This is a genomic window from Actinomycetospora sp. CA-053990, from assembly GCF_050948445.1.
Classification (GTDB): Bacteria; Actinomycetota; Actinomycetes; order Mycobacteriales; family Pseudonocardiaceae; genus Actinomycetospora; species Actinomycetospora callitridis.
Genome location: NZ_CP192043.1, coordinates 5,452,177 through 5,469,405 on the forward strand (window position 1 = coordinate 5,452,177; position 17,229 = coordinate 5,469,405).

The window sequence follows — 17,229 nt, forward strand, 5'->3', positions numbered from 1 at the left end:
GCATCACCGGTACTGCAGCGTCCCGTCGTCGAGGTCGGCGGCGGGCAGGGTGTGGCGCTCCTCGGCGTACTCGTGCATGTGTGTCCACGGCGCACGGTCGCCCTGCTTGAACATCTTGTCCTGCGAGCGCATGACGTAGCCGGAGTTGAAGTTCTCCGGCTCCGACCACGGGCGGATCTCCATGTCCGCGTCCTCGGGCCGCAGGGTGGGGGTGACCGAACGGGCCCCCCGGCTCTCCATCGTCGTCATGAGACGGCAGATCAGGTCGCTGACGAGGTCGGCCCGCAGCGTCCAGCTGTGCCGGAAGTAGCCGAACACGTAGGCCATGTTCGGGATGCCCGAGATCATGATCCCGCGCCAGGTGACCGTCTGCGAGACGTCGACGGGGTCGCCGTCCACGGTGAACGGGATGTCGCCGAGCGCGCTGAGGTTGAACCCGGTGGCCGAGACGACGATGTCGGCCTCGAGCTCCTCGCCCGACGAGGTCCGGATCCCGGTCTCGGTGAAGGTGTCGATGGTGTCGGTGACCACCGAGGCCCGGCCCTCGCTGATCGCGGTGAAGATGTCGCCGTCGGGCACCACCGCGATCCGCTGCTGCCACGGGCGGTAGCCCGGGTTGAAGTGCTTCTCGACCTCGTAGCCCTCGGGCAGGAGCGGGCGCATCTCGCCCAGCAGGAACTGGCGCGCCTCCTCCGGGGTCTCCTGGCACATCCGGGTCAGCTCGTTGAACTGCTCGATGTACGCCCGGCGGAGGATCTCGTGGGTCCACTCCTCCGGGATGTCGAGGGCGCGCAGCTGGATCGCCAGCTCGTGGGTCTTCGGCACGGCGGCGATGAACGTCGGCGTGCGCTGCAGCATCGTGACGTGGGCGGCCTTCTCCGCCATCGCCGGCACCACGGTGGCCGCCGTGGCCCCGCTGCCGATGACGACGACGCGCTTGCCGGTCCAGTCGAGATCCTGCGGCCAGGTCTGCGGGTGGGCGATGACGCCCTTGAAGTCCTCCATCCCCGGCCACTCGGGGCGGTGGGGGTCCGCGTGGTTGTAGTAGCCCTGGCACATCCAGAGGAAGCCGCAGGTCATCTGCAGGGTCTCGCCCGTGTCCTCGCGATGGACATCGAGGGTCCACCGCTGCTCCTGCGACGACCAGCTCGCCGCCGTCACCGCGTGCCGGTAGCGGATGACCGCTTTGAGGTCGTCCTCCTCGATGACCTCGTCGAGGTAGTTGGTGATCTCGTCGGAGGTCGCGATCGACGGGCCGCGCCACGGCTTGTGGGCGTAGCCGTAGGTGAACAGGTCGGAGTCCGAGCGGGCGCCCGGGAAGCGGTGGGTCCACCACGTCCCTCCCCGGCCGGGCAGCTTCTCGAGGATGGCGAACGTCTTGTCGGGGAAGCGCTCACGCAGGTGGTGTCCGGCGTCGATACCGGAGACGCCGGCGCCGATGACGAGGACGTCGACGTGCTCGACACCGGCGGTTCCCCCGGCGTCGCCCGCGGGGCGGGTCTCGGTGATGGTCACGGTGCTTCCTCCTCTACGCGGCGATGGTGGAGCTCAGGGCGGGCTGCAGCACGGCGACGGCGTCGTCGATCACCACGGCGGCGGACGGCGTCGCGCCGAGCGTCCAGAGGAAGCCGTGGATCATGCCGTCGAAGCGCTTGGAGGTCACGGAGTTGCCGGCTTCCTCGAGCCTGCGGGCGTAGGCCTCGCCCTCGTCGCGCAGCGGGTCGAACTCGGCGGTGGCGACGAACGCCGGCGGCAGCCCCGAGAGGTCGGCCGCGCGCAGCGGGAACGTGTAGGGGTCGTCGGCCGGGTCGGTGGCACCGAGGTAGTGCGCCCAGAACCACTGCATCGTGGCGCGGCCGAGCAGGTAGCCCTCGCCGTTGTCGTTGATCGAGGGGCTGGTCCAGTCGAAGTCGACGACCGGGTAGAAGAGCAGCTGGCACGCGATCGCCGGGCCGCCCCGGTCGCGGGCGGCGAGGCTCACCGCGGCGGCGAGGTGGCCGCCGGCCGAGTCGCCGCCGACCGCGAGGCGCGACGCGTCCACGCCGAGCTCCGCGGCGTGCTCCGCCACCCACACGGTCGCCGCGTAGCAGTCGTCGAACGCCGCGGGCTGCACGTGCTCGGGCGCGAGGCGGTAGTCGATCGACACCACGGTGACGTCGCCGGTGTTCGCGAGCTGCCGGCACGGCCGGTCGACGGTCTCGATGTCCCCGATGACCCAGCCGCCGCCGTGGAAGTAGACGAGCACGCCCCCGGAGCCGCCGCCGCTCGGCGTGTAGATCCGCGCGGGGATGTCACCGTCGGGGCCCGGGATGGCCCGGTTCGACACCGTGCCGACCTCCTCGGGCGGCGGCTGCAGGTCGAGGAACCCGGCGGCGGCCTGACGGGCCTGCGGCACGGTCATGCACTCGATGGGCGGCATGCCTGCGGCCACCAGCGCGTCGAGCAGGGCCTGGGCCTCGGGGTGGAGGGGCACGGAGTCTCCCGATGGGTCGAGCGGACGGGTCCTACCGAGCGTGACCCGGACCACACGGACCGCGCTTGTGCGGCGGGGACGAAACCGTGAGTGGCCCTTGTCCCCGTCCCGTCTCCCGCCCACCGGGTCGTCCATGAGGTCGTCCACTGGGCCGGACGAGTGCTGGTCGTGGTCCCCGACCGGCGGTTACGGTCCGAGGACGGCCGTCGGGGGCCGACGAGCGCACGCGGGTGGTGGTGCAGGGTGGTGACGATCGAGCCCTCCCCCATGCCGGAGGACGCGGTCGCCACCGTCGCCGAGGTCGCCGACGCGCTCGCCCCGCGGCGCACCGAGGTCAGCGTGTCGATCAGCGACGTGCTCGCGACCCGCATCGACGAGCTGCGCGGCGACCCGGCCCTGCGCGACCTGCTCGGCGCCAGCGTCGAGGGCAACGTCGAGACGATCCTGCACGTGCTGCGCCACGACCTGGACCCGCGTGGCGTCGAGCCGCCGGCCGCGGCCGTCGCCTACGCGGAGCGGTTGGCGCAGCGCGGGGTCCCCGTCAACGCGCTGATCCGGGCCTACCGCGTCGGGCAGGCCCACCTCATGGAGTGGGCGTTCGCCGAGGCCGCGCGACGGCTCGGCGCCACGGCCGCGTCGCAGCGGATCGTGCTCGTGGTCATGGACTACGTCGACCACGTCACCCAGCACGTCGTGGCGGCCTACGAGGCCGAGCGCGACCGCACGCGCCGCAGCCGCCACGCCCTGCGCGTGGCGCGCGTGCGCGACGTCCTCGCCGGCCGGGCCCCCACCGGCCCCGACGACCGGCTCGCGGTCGAGTCGACGCTGGGCTACCGCTTCTCCGCGGTCCACCTCGGCCTCGTGGTGTGGCTGGAACCGGAGCCGCCCGACGGCACCTTCGCCGCTCTCGAGCGCGTCGCGCTGGACCTCGGGACCGCGCTCGAGGCCGCGGGCCGCCCGCTCGTGGTCCCGTGGGACGCCGCGAGCGTGCTGGCCTGGCTCCCGTGCCGCGACGACACCGCCCCGTCGCGCGAGGTCGTCGCCCGCGCCGTCGCGCGGCACGGCGACGCGGTGCGCGTGGCGTGCGGGTCGCCCACCCCGGCCCCGACGGCTTCCGCACCACGCACGACCAGGCCCGGCGGGCCCGCGACGTCGCGCTGGCGTCCGGCGAGGGCGCGCCGCCGGTGACCCTGTTCGACGAGGTGGGCGCGGTGGCGCTGCTGTGCGCCGACCCCGAGGGCGCCCGGGCGTGGGTGCGGCGCGTGCTCGGGGCGCTCGCCGACCCCGAGCCCGCCACTGCCCGGCTGCGCGAGACCCTGCAGGTCTTCCTCGCCACCGGCGGCAGCCTCGCCACCACGGCGCGGCGGCTCCAAGTCCACCGCAACACCGTCAAGTACCGGGTCGGTCGCGCCTACGAGGTCCGGGGCCGGCCGCTGGGCAGCGCCGACCACGACCGCCTCGACGTCGAGCTCGCGCTGCGCGCGTGCGTGTGGCTGGGCCCGCCCGCGGCCCCCGCCGACTAGTCCACGCTGCCGACTAGCCCTCGCGGTCGCGCCGGCTGCGGCCCAGGCCCAGGCCGAGCACGCCGAGCAGGGCGCCCGCCCCGAGCAGGCCCGCGGTGGCGCGGGGACCCGGCGTGCGCCCGACGGTGATGGCCGGCCGGACGATCACCGGCGCGGGCTCCGGCAGCTCCTCCCGCTCGTTCTCCTTGAGCGTGGCCGCCCAGGCGGTGACGAAGAGGATGAAGCGGGAGACGAAGTTGGCGAACACCAGCAGACCGATGATCGGACCGAACGCGGCGCCCGCGGGCGAGTTGGTGACGCTCGAGATGTAGACGGTCATGATCTGCTGGAGGATCACGAACCCGACCGCGGCGAACAGGGCGGCGCGGACGGCCGAGCGCAGCGTCACCGGCTCGCGGGGCAGGCGGGCGATGACCCAGAGGAACACCAGCCAGTTCGCCGCCAGGGTGACGACCAGACCGGCGAGGAAGAACAGGAACTTCGCCCAGGTCTCGTCGCCGAGCCCCAGGAACTCGAGGATCGTGGTCGACAGCCCGGTGCCGACGCCCGTGATGGCGAACGAGAGCCCGAACGCGAGCCCGAGCCCGATCATGGCGAGCAGGTCGCTGCCGTAGCGCTTGACGATCGACGGGGGCTCGCCGCGCTGGTCCCACTGCTCGGAGAGGGCCTCGCGCAGGTTGCTCATCCACCCGAGCCCGGAGAACAGGGCGCCGAGCAGACCGATGATGCCGACCGCGTTGCGCTGGGCGATGGCCTGGTCGATGACGGAGTTCAGCAGGTCGCCGAGCCCCGGCGGCACCGCGGCCGTGATGGCGTTCTGGATCTCGGACAGCAGCGCCTGGTTGTTCGCCAGCACGAACGCCGCGGCCGCGAACGCGACCATGAGCAGCGGGACGAGAGCGAGGATCGAGAAGAACGTGATCGCCGCGGCGTAGTGGTCACCGTGCTTCTCGGTGTACCGGGTGGCGGCACGGATCAGGTGGTCGAGCCAGGGGTACTTCGCGCGCAGCTTCTCCAGCTGCGTCGGCTCGGTCGTCCCGGACGCGTCCGTGCCCGTCGTGCTGTCGGTCGTGCTGGCGGCGCTCGTCATCGCTGCGCGTCGTCCTCTCGCGGTCCCCGACTCCCCGCGGACCGACCGGCCCGCGCGGGGACCGACTACCCCGCGTCGTTGACCCTCACGCGCCGTTCACGCAGGTGCGCCGCCTCCGTACGGCTCCGGGTCGAACGTCCCGTTGCGCGCCCGGAACGACCGCGCGGTACCCGGCCAGAGGAGGGTCAGCCGCCCGCTGGTCTCGTCGACGTACCAGCTGGCGCACCCGCCCTGCAGCCAGACCGTGTCCTCGCTCATCGCGTCGATCTCGCGGGTGTAGGCCTCCTCGGCCTCGGCGGTGACCTCCAGCGAGGTCCCGGGCCGGGTCCGCAGGTGGTCGAGCGCGCCGAGGACGTGGTCGATCTGCGTCTCGATCATGTAGACGGCCGAGTTGTGGCCCAGGCTCGCGTTCGGCCCGTTGATCACGAACATGTTGGGGAAACCGTGCACCGCAGTGGAGGCGTGCGCGGTCATCCCGCCGGCCCACCGCTGCGCGAGCAGGCCGTGGCGCCCCTCGATGCGCTGCGCGAACGGCAGCCGCGTCGTCCAGAAGCCGGTGGCGAGGACGAGGGCGTCGACGCGGTGGTGGGCGCCGGACGCCGCGATCGCCGTCGACTTCTCGACGCGGGCGAGCGCGCTGGGCTCCAGGGTGACGTCGTCGCGGCCCAGCGCCGGGTAGAGGTCGTCGGAGATGACGATGCGCTTGCACCCGATCTCGTAGTCGGGGGTCAGGCGGGCGCGGAGCTCCTCGTCCGGCACCTGGGTGGCGAGGTGGTCGAGGGCGCGGTCGCGGAGCCGGTCGATGTCCGGGCGCACCCGCCGGCGCGCGTCGATCGCCCGCTCGGCCTCGTCGAAGAGCTCGTCGCGCAGCGCGCGCTCCGCGCCGGGGTCGAGGGCGAAGCCGCGCCGCTCCTGCGCGGTGTAGGCGCGGTCGCCGCGCGGCACCACCCAGGGCGGCGTGCGCTGGAAGACCACGAGCCCGGCGGCCCGCCCGGCCAGCGCGGGCACGATCTGGGCCGCCGAGGCACCCGTCCCCACGACGCCGACGTGCTTGCCCGCGAGGTCCGCGCCCCCGTCCCAGCGCGCGGAGTGGAACACCGGCCCCGCGAAGTCGGACAGGCCGGGGATCTCGGGGATGCGCGGCTCGGAGAGGCGGCCCGCGGCCACGGCCAGCACCCGCGCGCGGTAGGCGCCCACCGAGGTCTCGATCCGCCACCGCGTCCCGTCCCACCGCGCGTGCTGCATCTCCGCACCCAGGCGCAGATGGGGGTCCAGGCCCTCGTCGCGGGCGCACTCGCGCAGGTAGTCGTGGATCTCGTCGCCCGGCGCGAAGACCCGCGACCAGTCGGGCTTGGGGCGGAAGGAGAACGAGTAGAGGTGCGACGGGACGTCACAGGCGACGCCGGGGTAGCGGTTGTCGCGCCAGGTGCCGCCGACGCCGTGCGCGCGCTCGAGGATGACGAACGACTCCCGGCGCCGGCGCGCGAGCCGGATCCCCAGCCCGATCCCCGCGAAGCCGGCCCCGATGATCGCGACGTCGACGTCGGTCGTCGCGCTGGTCACGGGGTGCCTCCCCGCAGCACCGCCACTCGGTCCGCCGGCGGGTCGCCGTAGACGGTGGTGCGCTGGCGCGGCGTGCGCCCGAGGTCGGCGGCGAGCGCCTCGACCTCGGCGAGGGTCAGCGCACGGCCCGCCTCGGCGCCGGCGGACGGGTCGAGGACGCCGTCGAGCAACAGCCCGCCGACGTCGTCGGCACCCCCGCGCAGGACGGCCTCGGTGAGCCCCGGACCGAACTTGGGCCAGGCGGCCTGCACGTGCGCGATCCGGCCGTGCAGCAGCAACCGCGTGACGGCGTAGAGGGCGCGGGTCTCGCGGGTGGTGTCAGCGTGGGGGCCATGCTCACGTTGGACGTCAGGAAATCCCCCAGCTGGCAGGGCTTCCGGCGGGATCGGCATCGCGATCATCTCGGTGAACCCGCCGGTGCGGTCCTGGATGGCGGCCAGGGTGCGCAGGTGGGCGACCTGGTCGGCCGGGGTCTCGACGTGGCCGTAGACCATCGTCGCCGTCGACCTCAGGCCCACCTCGTGCGCGGTGGTGATCAGCTCGATCCACCGCGCGGCGGGGATGTCGGTACCGCCGGTGAGCCGCGCGCGGATGTCGTCGTCGAGGATGCGCGCCGCCGTCCCCGGCACCGACCCGAGCCCGGCGTCGCGCGCGGTCTCGAGGAACTCCCGCGGCGAGAGGCCCAGACGGGCAGCGCCGTCGGCCACCTCGGCGGGCCGGAAACCGTGGACGTGCAGCGGCGCGCGGCCCGTGATCAGCGCGAGCAGGTCGAGCTGCCCGCGGTCCGGGGCGTCGGGCGGCAGCGGGCCCTGCACGCACACCTCGGTGGCCCCGAGCGCCCAGGCCTCGTCGGCGAGCGCGGCGACGTGCTCGGGGTCGCGGACGACCGCGGTGTCGAGGTTGCGGTTGGCGACGAACGTCAGCTGGTCGCCGACCACCTCGCGCCGCACCTCGTCGGCGAGCTCCGCCAGGGCCTCGAGCTCCTCGCCGTCGGCGGCGAGCAGGTCGACGTAGGCCTCGTCGGACAGCCCGGCAGGATCGTTCTCCGCGCGGGCGAGCGCGGAGCGGGCGGGAGCGGTCATCGGGCGGCGGTCATCGGGCGGGGGCTGGGCAGGCGCTCACGGGCGAGCCCGCGCTGGTCGGCCAGGGCGATCACGGGGTCGACGAGGTCCGGGTGCAGCCAGGTGTTCGGGTCGCGCACGTAGCGCGGGTAGATCGTGAGCCGCGGGGTGAGCGTGAACCCGGCGCCGCCCGTGACCCGGCGCAGCGCGTCGAGACCCGGCCAGGGGCGCTCGGGGTTGACGTGGTCCGGGGTCACAGGCGACACCCCGCCCCAGTCGTCGATGCCGGCCCGCAGCAGCAGGGCCTGGTCCTGGGCCGCGCTGGCGGAGTCGTCCAGATCGCCGGCGAGGTTCGGCGGCGCCTGGACGCTGACACCGAGCGGCATCACCAGTCGCGCGACGGCCACGGCGGCGACGAACGCGTCGAACTCGGCGTCGGGCTCGCCGCGCATCGCGGTGTCGGGCTTGGCGCGGAAGTTCTGGACGATCACTTCCTGCACGTGCCCCCCGCGCCGCGCGGACTCCGCGAGCAGCAGCAGCGACTGGGCGCGCTCGGCACGGTGCTCGCCGATGCCGACGAGGATCCCCGTGGTGAACGGCACCCGCGCGCGGCCGGCGTCGTCGATCACGCGGCGGCGCAGGGCGGGCTCCTTGTCGGGCGAGCCGAAGTGCGCCCCGCCCGGCTGCGACCAGAGCCGGGTCGCGGTGGTCTCGAGCATCATCCCCATCGACGGCGACACCGACCGCAGCCGCTGGAGCTCGAGGAGGTCCATGACGCCGGGGTTGAGGTGCGGCAGCAGCCCGGTCTCGTGCAGGACCGCCTCCGCGCTGTCGTGGACGTGGTCGAGCGTGGAGGCCAGGTTCCGCGCGCCGAGCCAGTCCCGGGCCGCCGCCCAGCGGGCCTCGGGACGGTCGCCGAGGGTGAACAGCACCTCGGTGCAGCCCTGCTCGGCGCCGGCGCGGGCGATCTCCAGGACCTCGTCGCGCTCGAGGTAGGCCGCCGGGAGACGCCCGGGCACCGTGGCGAACGTGCAGTAGTGGCACCGGTCCTGGCACAGGCGGGTCAGGGGGACGAAGACCTTGGGGCTGTAGGTGACGACGCCCGGCCGGCCCTCGCCCGCGAGGTGCACGTCGCGGCGGGCGGCCGCAGCCGCGAGCAGGACCTCGAGCTCCTCGCCCCGGGCCGCGAGCACGGTGGTGGCGTCGGCGAGGGTCGGGGCTGTTGTCACCAGGCGCTCGAGCGCCGCCCGCACCTCGGCGCGCGAGGGCTCCGCCGGCTCGTCCAGCTCGACCAGCGCGGGCGGCGGCACCGCCGGATGTCCGAGATCGGCCACGTCCCGAACCTACGCCGCGACCCGCCCGCACGCCCACGACCGCACGTGGGTCTGCACACGGCGTGCAAGCCCTGCGTCCACGCTGGCACTGGGTGCGTGGAAATCCGCGTCGATCACGGACTGCCCGCCGGCGGGGCGTGGTCCAGGGTGGGCGGGTGGACGCCCGGAGCCGCGCGCTCGGCGCGCTGTGCGCCACCGAGATCGTCAGCTGGGGCGTCCTCTACTACGCGTTCCCGGTGCTCGTGGGGACGATCAGCGCGGACACGGGCTGGTCGATCGGCGCGGCGACCGGGGCGTTCTCGGTCGGCGCCCTGGTCTCGGCCGGCGCCGGGATCGTCGTCGGCCGGCTGATCGACCGGCGCGGCCCGCGCCTGGTGATGACGACGGGGTCGGTGATCGGCGTCCTCGCCACCCTCGCGATCGCCACCGCCCCGAGCCTGCCGCTCTTCTACGCGGCGTGGGCGGTGGCCGGCCTCGCGCAGGCGGCGACCTTCTATCCGCCGGCGTTCGCCGCGATCACCGGCTGGTACGGCGAGCAGCGGGTGCGCGCGCTGACCACGCTGACCCTCGTCGCGGGGTTCTCCAGCACCGTCTTCGCCCCGCTCACCGCGGCGCTCGTCGGGCCGCTGGGGTGGCGCGGCACCTTCGTCGTGCTGGCCGGGATCCTCGCCGTCGTCACCGTCCCGCTGCACGCGCTGCTGCTCACGCCGTCGTGGCGCCCGCGGGATCACGCCGACGGCGAGACGGACGGGCCGCAGACCGACGCCGAGCACGCCCGCGCCGTCCTGCGCAGCCCCCGCTTCGTCGCCGTCACGGTCGTCATGACCGCCGGCGCCTTCGGGCTCTACGCGACGACGATCAACCTCGTCCCGCTGCTCGAGGGCCGCGGGCTCGACCTGGGCCTCGCCGCGCTCGCCCTCGGGCTCACCGGCGCCGGGCAGGTGCTGGGCAGGCTCGGCTTCGTGCCGCTGGTCCGCCGGACGGGACCGCGGGCGCGGATCGCGATGGTGTTCACGCTCGGCGGAGTCGGCGTCGTCGCCCTGGCCCTCGTGCCGGGCCCGGCGCCGCTGCTCATCGCGCTCGCCGTGGTCGCCGGGGCGGGGCGCGGGCTGCACACCCTGCTGCAGGCCTCGACCGTCGCCGACCGCTGGGGCACCCGCGCCTTCGGACGGGTCAACGGCGTCTTCTCGGCGCCCGTCACGCTCGCGGTCGCGCTCGCGCCGGCCGGTGGGGTCGCCGTCGCCGGCCTCACCGGCGGCTTCCCCGCCATGTTCCTGGTGCTCGGTCTGGCCACGCTCCTCGCGGCGGTCGTGGGCCTCGTCGTCTGACGACCCGCGCGTGATCGTGGGGGATTTCCTGACGTTCAACGTCACCATGGTCCCCAGGCTGGTATGTCAGAGGGTCGCGAGGTGGGCGGCCACGGCGGCGTCGAGGCGGGCGGCGTCCCCGGTCGCGAGCAGGTCGAGCAGCGCTCCCCGCAACACGGCGAGCAGCAGGGCGCGCTCGGCCGGGTCGTCGACGTCCTGGTGCGCGGCGAGCAGGGCGTCCCAGTCGGCGACGGTCCGGGCCGCGAACCCCGCCCAGGGCGCGTCCGGAGCGGCGCCGACCGACCGCGTGTAGGCCTCGAGCCACAGGCGCAGCAGGGCGCGGTGCCCCGGCGCCGCCAGCCAGGCCCAGACGCGCGCGCCCACCGTCGTGAGGTCCGCAGGCCCGTCGCGCAGGCCGTCGAGGACGGCGAGCTGGTCGGCACGCGAGCGGTCGAGCAGGGCGGCGATGAGCCCGTCCTTGCTGCCGAAGAGGAACAGCAGCACCCGAGGGCTCGAGCCGATCGCCTCGGCCAGCGGGCGCAGCGACATCCCCGCCCACCCGTGCTCGAGCACCCAGGCGTACGCGGCCTCGAGCAGCTCCTGCCGCCGCGCCGACCCCTCGGGCTCGTTCACGGGCACGACCGTGCAAGCCCTGCGTCCTCGCTTGCACTCCACGCCAGGAAATTCACATCCTCAGTGTGCTTCACTGAAACAGTCGTTTCAGTGAGGAGGTCGACATGGGCGAGGTCACGATCCGGGCGATGGACCGGCCGGGGGACCTGGGATGGGTCCTGATGGCACACGGGGAGCTCTACGCCCGCGAGTACGACTGGGCCACCGAGGCCGTGACGGCGCGGATCGTCGCCGACCACGCGGCGCACGGCCGGCCGGACCGCGACGCCGGATGGATCGCCGAGCTCGAGGGCCGGCGCGTCGGCAGCGTCCTGTGCGTCCGCGAGGACGAGCGCACCGCGCGTCTCCGACTGCTGCTCGTCGACCCCGGCGCCCGCGGCCACGGCCTCGGCCGGCAGCTCGTGACGTGCTGCATCGACTTCGCGCGCGACGCCGGCTATGCGCGCCTCGTGCTGTGGACCAACGAGCCGCTCGCCGCCGCCCGGCGTCTCTACCTCGACGCCGGCTTCACGCTCACCGGCGAGGAGCGCCACCGCGAGTTCGGCGCCGAGGTGCTCGGCCAGTCCTACGCGCTCGACCTCGACCCGACCCGCCACCCTTGACCATATCAACCACTCCTGTTTTCATATCAAACCGAAGGGTTGTCCAACCGAGGAGATGACGATGAGCGCCACGACCGCGTCCGCCGCCCCGACCACGACCCGCCCGCGGTCGGCCCGCTGGGCGCTCGGCGTGCTCCAGGTCCTGCTGGCCGCCCTGTACCTGTTCTCCGCCTTCGGGAAGATCTCGCTCGACCCGACGGTCGTCGAGGGGTTCGCGATGATGGGGATCGGGCCGGGGCTGACGGTGACGATCGGGGTCATCGAGCTCGCCGCCGCGATCGGGCTGCTGATCCCCCGGCTCTCCGGCCTGGCCGCCACCGGCTGCGTCGTCCTCATGACCGGTGCCGTGATCAGCACCCTGGCCACGCTCGGCGGCGCGATGGTCCTCGTCCCCGCCGTCGTGCTGGTCTGCGTCGCGGTCGTGGCGTGGCTGCGCCGCCGCGAGACCGTGGCGCTGCTCCGGACCCGCGGGCGGCGCTGACCCGCTGACCCGCGGGCGCGGCCCGGATGCTCAGGCGTCGGTGGCGCGGGAGCGCGAACGCACGGTGCCGTCGCCGGGAACGTCCGCGGTCGCGTCGCCCGGCTCCTCGTCGGCTCCCACGGTGGTCGTCCCCGCGACCGAGGTCGGCTTCTCCCGCGCAGACCCGTCCCCGGGAGCCCCCGCCGCGACGTCCCCGGCGCCCTGCTCGCGGTCGCCCGTGCGCCGGTCGATCTGCTCGCCGAAGTAGCGCAGGATCTCCGCGATCACCGCCGCCACCGGCACGGCGAGGAACGCCCCGGCGATGCCGGCGAGGCTCGAGCCCGCCGTCACGGCCAGGATCACCAACGCCGAATTGAGCCCGAGACCGCGGCCCTGGACCAGCGGCTGCAGCAGGTTCCCCTCCACCTGCTGGACGACGAGGATCAGGATCAGCACCCCGAGCGCCGTCGCCGGCCCCTGCACCACCAGCGCGATGAGCACCGCGAGCGCACCCGCCACCAACGCCCCGATGATCGGGATGAACGCACCGAAGAACGTCAGCACCGCCAGGGGCAGCGCCAGCGGGACGCCGAAGACCACCAGGCCGATGCCGATGAAGACCGCGTCGACGAAGCCGATGAGGGCCTGCGAGCGGATGAACCCGCCGAGGCGCAGCCAGCTGCGGGCGCCCATCTCGGCGAGGTGGTCCCCGGACGTCGGGCCGGCCGTGCGACGCACCCAGGGCAGGAACGTCGGGCCGTCCTTGACGAACAGGAACGCGAGCACCAGCGCGAGCACCGCATTGATGACGCTGTTGGCCACGGTGGTGAGACCGGTGAGGACACCGGTGGCGATCTGCCCCGCACTCTGCTGGAGGCGCTGGACGGCGGCCTGCACGTACCCGCCGATCTGGCTGGCGCCGAGGTTGAACGGCGGTCCCTGCAGCCAGCCCTGGATCTGCTGGATGCCGCCGACGGCGCCCTGCGCGATCTGCGGCGCCTGACCGGCCACGGCCGGCGCGATCAGCGCCACGACCCCGCCGAACGCGGCCAGCCCCAGGATCAGCACCAGCGCCGTCGCCAGCGCACCGGGGACCCGGCGGCGCCGCAGCCACGTCACCGGGGGCTCGACGATCGTCGCGATCACGAGCCCGAGGAACACCGGGAACACGATGTCCCACAGCTCGATGAGGATCAGCGTGACGACCGTCAGCGCGGCGGCGACGATGAGGAAGCGCAGGCTCCAGCGGGCGGTCCAGGCGAGTCCCTCGCCGATCAGGTGCCCACGGGTCGGGGCGTCCCCCCGTGCGACGTCCCGGGAGGCGGGGGCCTCGTCCATGGAGCCGAGTCTGTCAGCGATGGGAGTCCTCCGGCGGCCGGGTGCGGGCGTGTGCGGGTGCCCGGCGAGACCCGGACGTTACCCCCGATCGTGGACGGGGGTCCGGACGCACGCGGGCCCCTCTCCCGAGGTGGGAGAGGGGCCCGGGTGGGAGCCCGATCGGGCTGCTAGCCCATGGCCTTCTAGCCCATCGCCTTCTGGAGGCCCTCGTCGATCGCGTCTAGGAAGTCCTGGGTGTTGAGCGACTTCGCGTCGCCACCCACCAGCAGCGCGAGGTCCTTGGTCATCTTCCCGGACTCGATGGTCTGCACGCAGACGTCCTCGAGCTTCTGGGCGAACTCGACGAGCTCGTCGTTCTTGTCGAGGCGCCCGCGCTGGGCGAGGCCCCGCGACCACGCGAAGATCGACGCGATCGGGTTGGTCGAGGTCTCCTCGCCCTGCTGGTGCTTGCGGAAGTGCCGCGTCACCGTGCCGTGGGCGGCCTCGGCCTCGACGGTGCCGTCGGAGGTCATGAGCACCGAGGTCATCATGCCCAGCGAGCCGAAGCCCTGCGCGACGATGTCGGACTGCACGTCGCCGTCGTAGTTCTTGCAGGCCCAGACGTAGCCGCCCTCGGACTTGATGGCCTGGGCCACCATGTCGTCGATCAGACGGTGCTCGTAGGTGAGGCCCGCCTTCTCGAAGTCGGCCTTGAACTCCGACTCGAAGATCTCCTGGAAGGTCTCGAGGAACATGCCGTCGTAGGCCTTGAGGATGGTGTTCTTCGTCGACATGTAGACCGGGTAGTTGCGGTCGAGCCCGTACTGCAGCGAGGCCCGCGCGAACTCCTCGATCGAGGCCTTGAAGTTGTACATGCCCATCGCGACGCCGCCGTCGACCGGGAACTCCGCGACCTTGTGCTCCTGGGCCTCGCCGTTCTCCGGCGTGTAGGTGATCGTCACCGTGCCCGGGCCCGGCACCTTGAAGTCCTGGGCCAGGTACTGGTCACCGTGCGCGTGACGGCCGACGACGATCGGCTTCGTCCACGACGGCACGTAGCGCGGGATGTTCTGGCAGACGATCGGCTCGCGGAAGATGACGCCGCCGAGGATGTTGCGGATCGTCCCGTTGGGCGAGCGGTACATGCGCTTGAGGCCGAACTCCTCGACCCGCGCCTCGTCCGGCGTGATCGTCGCGCACTTGACGCCGACCCCGTGGCGCTTGATGGCGTGCGCCGCGTCGACCGTGACCTGGTCGTCGGTCTCGTCGCGGTGCTCGATGCCGAGGTCGTAGTACTCGAGGTCGATGTCGAGGTACGGGTGGATCAGCTTGTCCTTGATGAACTGCCAGATGATCCGGGTCATCTCGTCACCGTCGAGCTCGACGACGGTGCCCTCTACCTTGATCTTCGCCACGACTCGAATGCCCTCCTCGCGGGCGCCGACCACCGGCGCCGTCCGACCTGCCCGCACGCTATCAACGCTGCGAGTACCCGGAACGGGCGCGCGGGCCACGAGGGGCGGACGTCACCGTGTGGCGAGCGGTCCCCCGGTGATCGTGAGCGCCACGGCGATCACGACGAGGCCGAACAGGACGTACGTGACGATGTCCACCCGGCGGCTGCGGACGGCGAGCAGGCCGGCGGCCGTGCGGGTCAGGCTCGCGCGCAGCGCCCCGGCGAGCAGCAGGGCGAGGCCCAGCTCGGTGGTGCCCTCCCGCCAGTGCTGCAGCGCGATGCGACCGAACGCGAGGCCCACGACGAGCATCACCGCGAGGAACGGCAGGTGCGCGCGGACCTTGCGGATCATCTCGGCGCGCGTGGTGCGCGGGCGGGCGTGCCGACCCGCCGCGGACGGGAGCACCTCGGTGGGGCTCTCGTCGGGCAGCGGCGCGGGAGGGACCGTCGGCTGGGGTGCCGACGGCCGTCCCGGGCGCGGGGTCACGGCGGTCACCGCACGCTCACTCCGTCCCGCGCTCCGCGCGCTCGACGACGTTGGTGAGGAGCATGCCCCGCGTCATCGGGCCGACCCCGCCCGGGACGGGCGCGAGGTACGAGGCGACCTCGGCCACCTCCGGGGCGACGTCCCCCACGAGGCCGTTCTCGCCCCGGGTGATGCCGACGTCGAGGACCGCGGCGCCGGGCTTGACCATGTCCGCGGTGACCAGGCCGGGCACGCCGGCCGCGGCCACGATCACGTCGGCGGCCCGGAGCTCGGCGGCCACGTCCTTGGTGCCGGTGTGGCACAGGGTGACGGTGGCGTTGACCGAGCGGAGGGTCAGCAGCAGCCCTAGCGGCCGTCCGACGGTGACGCCGCGGCCGAGGACGGTGACCTTCGCGCCGTTCAGCGGCACGTCGTAGCGGCGCAGCAGCTCGACCACCCCGCGCGGGGTGCACGGCAACGGGCCCGGCTCCTGGAGCACGAGGCGCCCGAGGTTGGTCGGGTGCAGGCCGTCGGCGTCCTTGTCCGGGTCCATGCGCTCGAGGGCCGCGCCGGAGTCGAGGCCCTTCGGCAGGGGCAGCTGGACGATGTAGCCGGTGCAGGCCGGGTCGGCGTTGAGCTCGTCGATCACCTTCTCGACGTCGGCCTGCGTCGCGTCCGCGGGCAGGTCGCGGCGGATCGAGGTGATCCCGACCTTCGCGCAGTCGTTGTGCTTGGCCCGCACGTACGACTGCGAGCCCGGGTCGTCGCCCACCAGGACGGTGGCGAGCCCCGGGGTCCGACCCGCCGCGGTCAGCGCGGCGACCCGTCCGGAGAGCTCGTCGAGGATCGACGCGAGGGTGGCCTTCCCGTCCAGCTTGGTCGCGGTCACGACCTCATGATGGCAGGTCGGCCGTGCGCTCCCGGTCGCCTCGCCGCCGCAGCGGCCACGGAGCGGCGGCCACAGCCGCCGCGACCAGGGTGAGCAGTGCCCCGAGGACCGTCGTCACGCCCGGGGTCCCGGCGCCCGACGGCAGCACGAGGTCGAGGACGAGCGCCCCGACGACCTGGCCCGCCACGGCGCCGAGCGAGAGCAGCAGCACCCCGACCTGCCCGACCACCCACGCCCCGAGCCCGATGAAGATCGCGCCGAACGGGCCGCCGAGGTAGAGGTACCAGGCGCCGGGCAGCGGGTTCGGCGGGCCGAGCACGAGCACCGCGACGACCGCAGCGAGCACGAGCGCGACCAGGCCGACGACGAAGTTGATCGTCGCGGCGGGCAGCACGGAGGCGACGAACGAGTCGCGCTCCCGATCGCCGGCCTCGTCGCCGGTCCCGGTGCCCCCACCACCCGCGGCCGCCGCGACCCGGCCGTTGAGCGCCTGTTGGGTGGCGATGGCGAGCCCGGCGGCGAGCGGGACCAGCGCCAGGGCGACGGGGGCGTCGGAGCTGATCGACGGGGCCACCGAGAGCACCACGGCGCCGAGCATGAGCAGCGCCCCGACGACCCGCGGCGGCGTGGTGGCCTGGGGTCCGGCCGGCCCGAGACCGACGCGGTCGACGACGAGCCCGCCGCTGGACTGGCCGGCGACGACCGCGATCGTGAAGAGCGCCGTGCCCAGCACGTGCGCGGTGACGCCCTGGCCGGCCACCAGCAGCGCGCCGCCCAGACCGCCGAGCAGCTGCCAGGACCGCAGGGTGCCGCGCCGTCGCGCCGACCCCACGCGCCGCAGGCCCCGGCGACCCGGGCGCAGGAGCGCCACCAGGATCAGCAGCAGCACCAGACCGAGACCGAACGAGATGACCGCGGCGAGGATCCCGTCACCGAGCTCGGCGCCGAGCTCGGCGTTGACCCGCGCCTGCCCGACGATGAACGCCCCGGTGACGAAGGCCCCGGCGAGGCCGATGAGGGTCCGCGAGCGCTGGGGAGCCACGGTCAGGAGACGG

Annotated in this window: 17 protein-coding genes; 5 read left to right on the forward strand and 12 right to left on the reverse strand. The window is 73.9% G+C overall.

Annotation, left to right across the window (positions count from 1 at the left end):
- Positions 1–3: 3 nt before the first annotated feature.
- Both ACQPYN_RS27770 and ACQPYN_RS27775 read right to left on the reverse strand, forming a co-directional pair.
- Positions 4–1,515 (reverse strand): flavin-containing monooxygenase, encoded by a 1,512-nt coding sequence (locus ACQPYN_RS27770; protein WP_433029924.1) that lies wholly within the window; start codon positions 1,513–1,515, stop codon positions 4–6.
- Positions 1,516–1,528: 13 nt separating this feature from the next.
- Positions 1,529–2,473: an alpha/beta hydrolase gene (locus tag ACQPYN_RS27775; protein WP_433029926.1), complete on the reverse strand. Its 945-nt coding sequence runs from the start codon at positions 2,471–2,473 to the stop codon at positions 1,529–1,531.
- 246 nt (positions 2,474–2,719) lie between these two features.
- Between ACQPYN_RS27775 and ACQPYN_RS27780 the strand changes: the two genes are divergently transcribed.
- Positions 2,720–3,661, forward strand: a complete 942-nt coding sequence (locus ACQPYN_RS27780; protein WP_433029928.1) for a hypothetical protein — start codon at positions 2,720–2,722, stop codon at positions 3,659–3,661.
- Positions 3,658–3,996 carry a PucR family transcriptional regulator gene (locus ACQPYN_RS27785; protein ID WP_433029930.1) on the forward strand — a complete coding sequence of 113 codons (339 nt, stop codon included), beginning with the start codon at positions 3,658–3,660 and terminating at the stop codon, positions 3,994–3,996. Before ACQPYN_RS27780 ends, ACQPYN_RS27785 begins: the two co-directional genes overlap by 4 nt.
- Before the next feature lie 13 nt (positions 3,997–4,009).
- Here ACQPYN_RS27785 and yhjD read toward each other — a convergent pair whose 3' ends face one another.
- From yhjD to cofG, 4 genes are all read right to left on the reverse strand, one after another.
- The gene (yhjD, locus tag ACQPYN_RS27790; protein ID WP_433029932.1) at positions 4,010–5,086 is read right to left on the reverse strand and encodes an inner membrane protein YhjD; all 1,077 of its coding nucleotides are present in this window, start codon (positions 5,084–5,086) and stop codon (positions 4,010–4,012) included.
- A 96-nt stretch (positions 5,087–5,182) separates the two neighbouring features.
- The gene (locus ACQPYN_RS27795; RefSeq protein ID WP_433029934.1) at positions 5,183–6,649 is read right to left on the reverse strand and encodes a flavin-containing monooxygenase; all 1,467 of its coding nucleotides are present in this window, start codon (positions 6,647–6,649) and stop codon (positions 5,183–5,185) included.
- Positions 6,646–7,731, reverse strand: coding sequence for an FO synthase (locus tag ACQPYN_RS27800; RefSeq protein WP_433029936.1), 1,086 nt, complete (start codon positions 7,729–7,731; stop codon positions 6,646–6,648). The genes ACQPYN_RS27795 and ACQPYN_RS27800 overlap by 4 nt, the downstream gene beginning before the upstream one ends.
- Entirely contained in the window at positions 7,728–9,044 is a 1,317-nt protein-coding gene (cofG, locus tag ACQPYN_RS27805; RefSeq protein WP_433029938.1) for a 7,8-didemethyl-8-hydroxy-5-deazariboflavin synthase CofG, read from the reverse strand. Before cofG ends, ACQPYN_RS27800 begins: the two co-directional genes overlap by 4 nt.
- A 155-nt stretch (positions 9,045–9,199) precedes the next feature.
- Here cofG and ACQPYN_RS27810 point away from each other — a divergent pair, with 155 nt between their 5' ends.
- Positions 9,200–10,372 carry an MFS transporter gene (locus ACQPYN_RS27810; RefSeq protein WP_433029940.1) on the forward strand — a complete coding sequence of 391 codons (1,173 nt, stop codon included), beginning with the start codon at positions 9,200–9,202 and terminating at the stop codon, positions 10,370–10,372.
- Between the two features lie 66 nt (positions 10,373–10,438).
- Here ACQPYN_RS27810 and ACQPYN_RS27815 read toward each other — a convergent pair whose 3' ends face one another.
- The gene (locus tag ACQPYN_RS27815; RefSeq protein WP_433029942.1) at positions 10,439–10,984 is read right to left on the reverse strand and encodes a TetR family transcriptional regulator; all 546 of its coding nucleotides are present in this window, start codon (positions 10,982–10,984) and stop codon (positions 10,439–10,441) included.
- A 104-nt stretch (positions 10,985–11,088) separates the two neighbouring features.
- Between ACQPYN_RS27815 and ACQPYN_RS27820 the strand changes: the two genes are divergently transcribed.
- Positions 11,089–11,586: a GNAT family N-acetyltransferase gene (locus ACQPYN_RS27820; protein ID WP_433029944.1), complete on the forward strand. Its 498-nt coding sequence runs from the start codon at positions 11,089–11,091 to the stop codon at positions 11,584–11,586.
- A 61-nt stretch (positions 11,587–11,647) separates the two neighbouring features.
- A complete protein-coding gene (locus ACQPYN_RS27825) occupies positions 11,648–12,067 on the forward strand; it encodes a DoxX family protein (protein WP_433029946.1) in 420 nt (139 codons plus the stop codon).
- A 30-nt stretch (positions 12,068–12,097) separates the two neighbouring features.
- On the opposite strand, the gene ACQPYN_RS27830 is transcribed toward ACQPYN_RS27825, so the two are convergent.
- From ACQPYN_RS27830 to ACQPYN_RS27850, 5 genes are all read right to left on the reverse strand, one after another.
- Positions 12,098–13,384: an AI-2E family transporter gene (locus ACQPYN_RS27830; protein WP_433029948.1), complete on the reverse strand. Its 1,287-nt coding sequence runs from the start codon at positions 13,382–13,384 to the stop codon at positions 12,098–12,100.
- A 182-nt stretch (positions 13,385–13,566) separates the two neighbouring features.
- Complete coding sequence (locus tag ACQPYN_RS27835; protein WP_328311156.1) at positions 13,567–14,778, reverse strand: NADP-dependent isocitrate dehydrogenase; 1,212 nt, start codon at positions 14,776–14,778, stop codon at positions 13,567–13,569.
- 111 nt (positions 14,779–14,889) lie between these two features.
- A complete protein-coding gene (locus tag ACQPYN_RS27840; protein WP_433029950.1) occupies positions 14,890–15,315 on the reverse strand; it encodes a DUF3017 domain-containing protein in 426 nt (141 codons plus the stop codon).
- A 7-nt stretch (positions 15,316–15,322) separates the two neighbouring features.
- On the reverse strand, positions 15,323–16,174 hold the full coding sequence (locus ACQPYN_RS27845; protein WP_274194266.1) for a bifunctional methylenetetrahydrofolate dehydrogenase/methenyltetrahydrofolate cyclohydrolase: 852 nt from the start codon (positions 16,172–16,174) through the stop codon (positions 15,323–15,325).
- A 4-nt stretch (positions 16,175–16,178) separates the two neighbouring features.
- The gene (locus ACQPYN_RS27850; protein ID WP_433029952.1) at positions 16,179–17,216 is read right to left on the reverse strand and encodes a DMT family transporter; all 1,038 of its coding nucleotides are present in this window, start codon (positions 17,214–17,216) and stop codon (positions 16,179–16,181) included.
- Between the last annotated feature and the right edge of the window lie 13 nt (positions 17,217–17,229).

Excerpts from the sequence above, each read along its gene's own strand:
- yhjD (WP_433029932.1), bottom strand. The coding sequence starts at position 5,086 with ATGACGAGCGCCGCCAGCACGACCGACAGCACGACGGGCACGGACGCG.
- ACQPYN_RS27800 (WP_433029936.1), bottom strand. The coding sequence starts at position 7,731 with ATGACCGCTCCCGCCCGCTCCGCGCTCGCCCGCGCGGAGAACGATCCT.
- ACQPYN_RS27820 (WP_433029944.1), top strand. The coding sequence starts at position 11,089 with ATGGGCGAGGTCACGATCCGGGCGATGGACCGGCCGGGGGACCTGGGA.
- ACQPYN_RS27825 (WP_433029946.1), top strand. The coding sequence starts at position 11,648 with ATGAGCGCCACGACCGCGTCCGCCGCCCCGACCACGACCCGCCCGCGG.
- ACQPYN_RS27830 (WP_433029948.1), bottom strand. The coding sequence starts at position 13,384 with ATGGACGAGGCCCCCGCCTCCCGGGACGTCGCACGGGGGGACGCCCCG.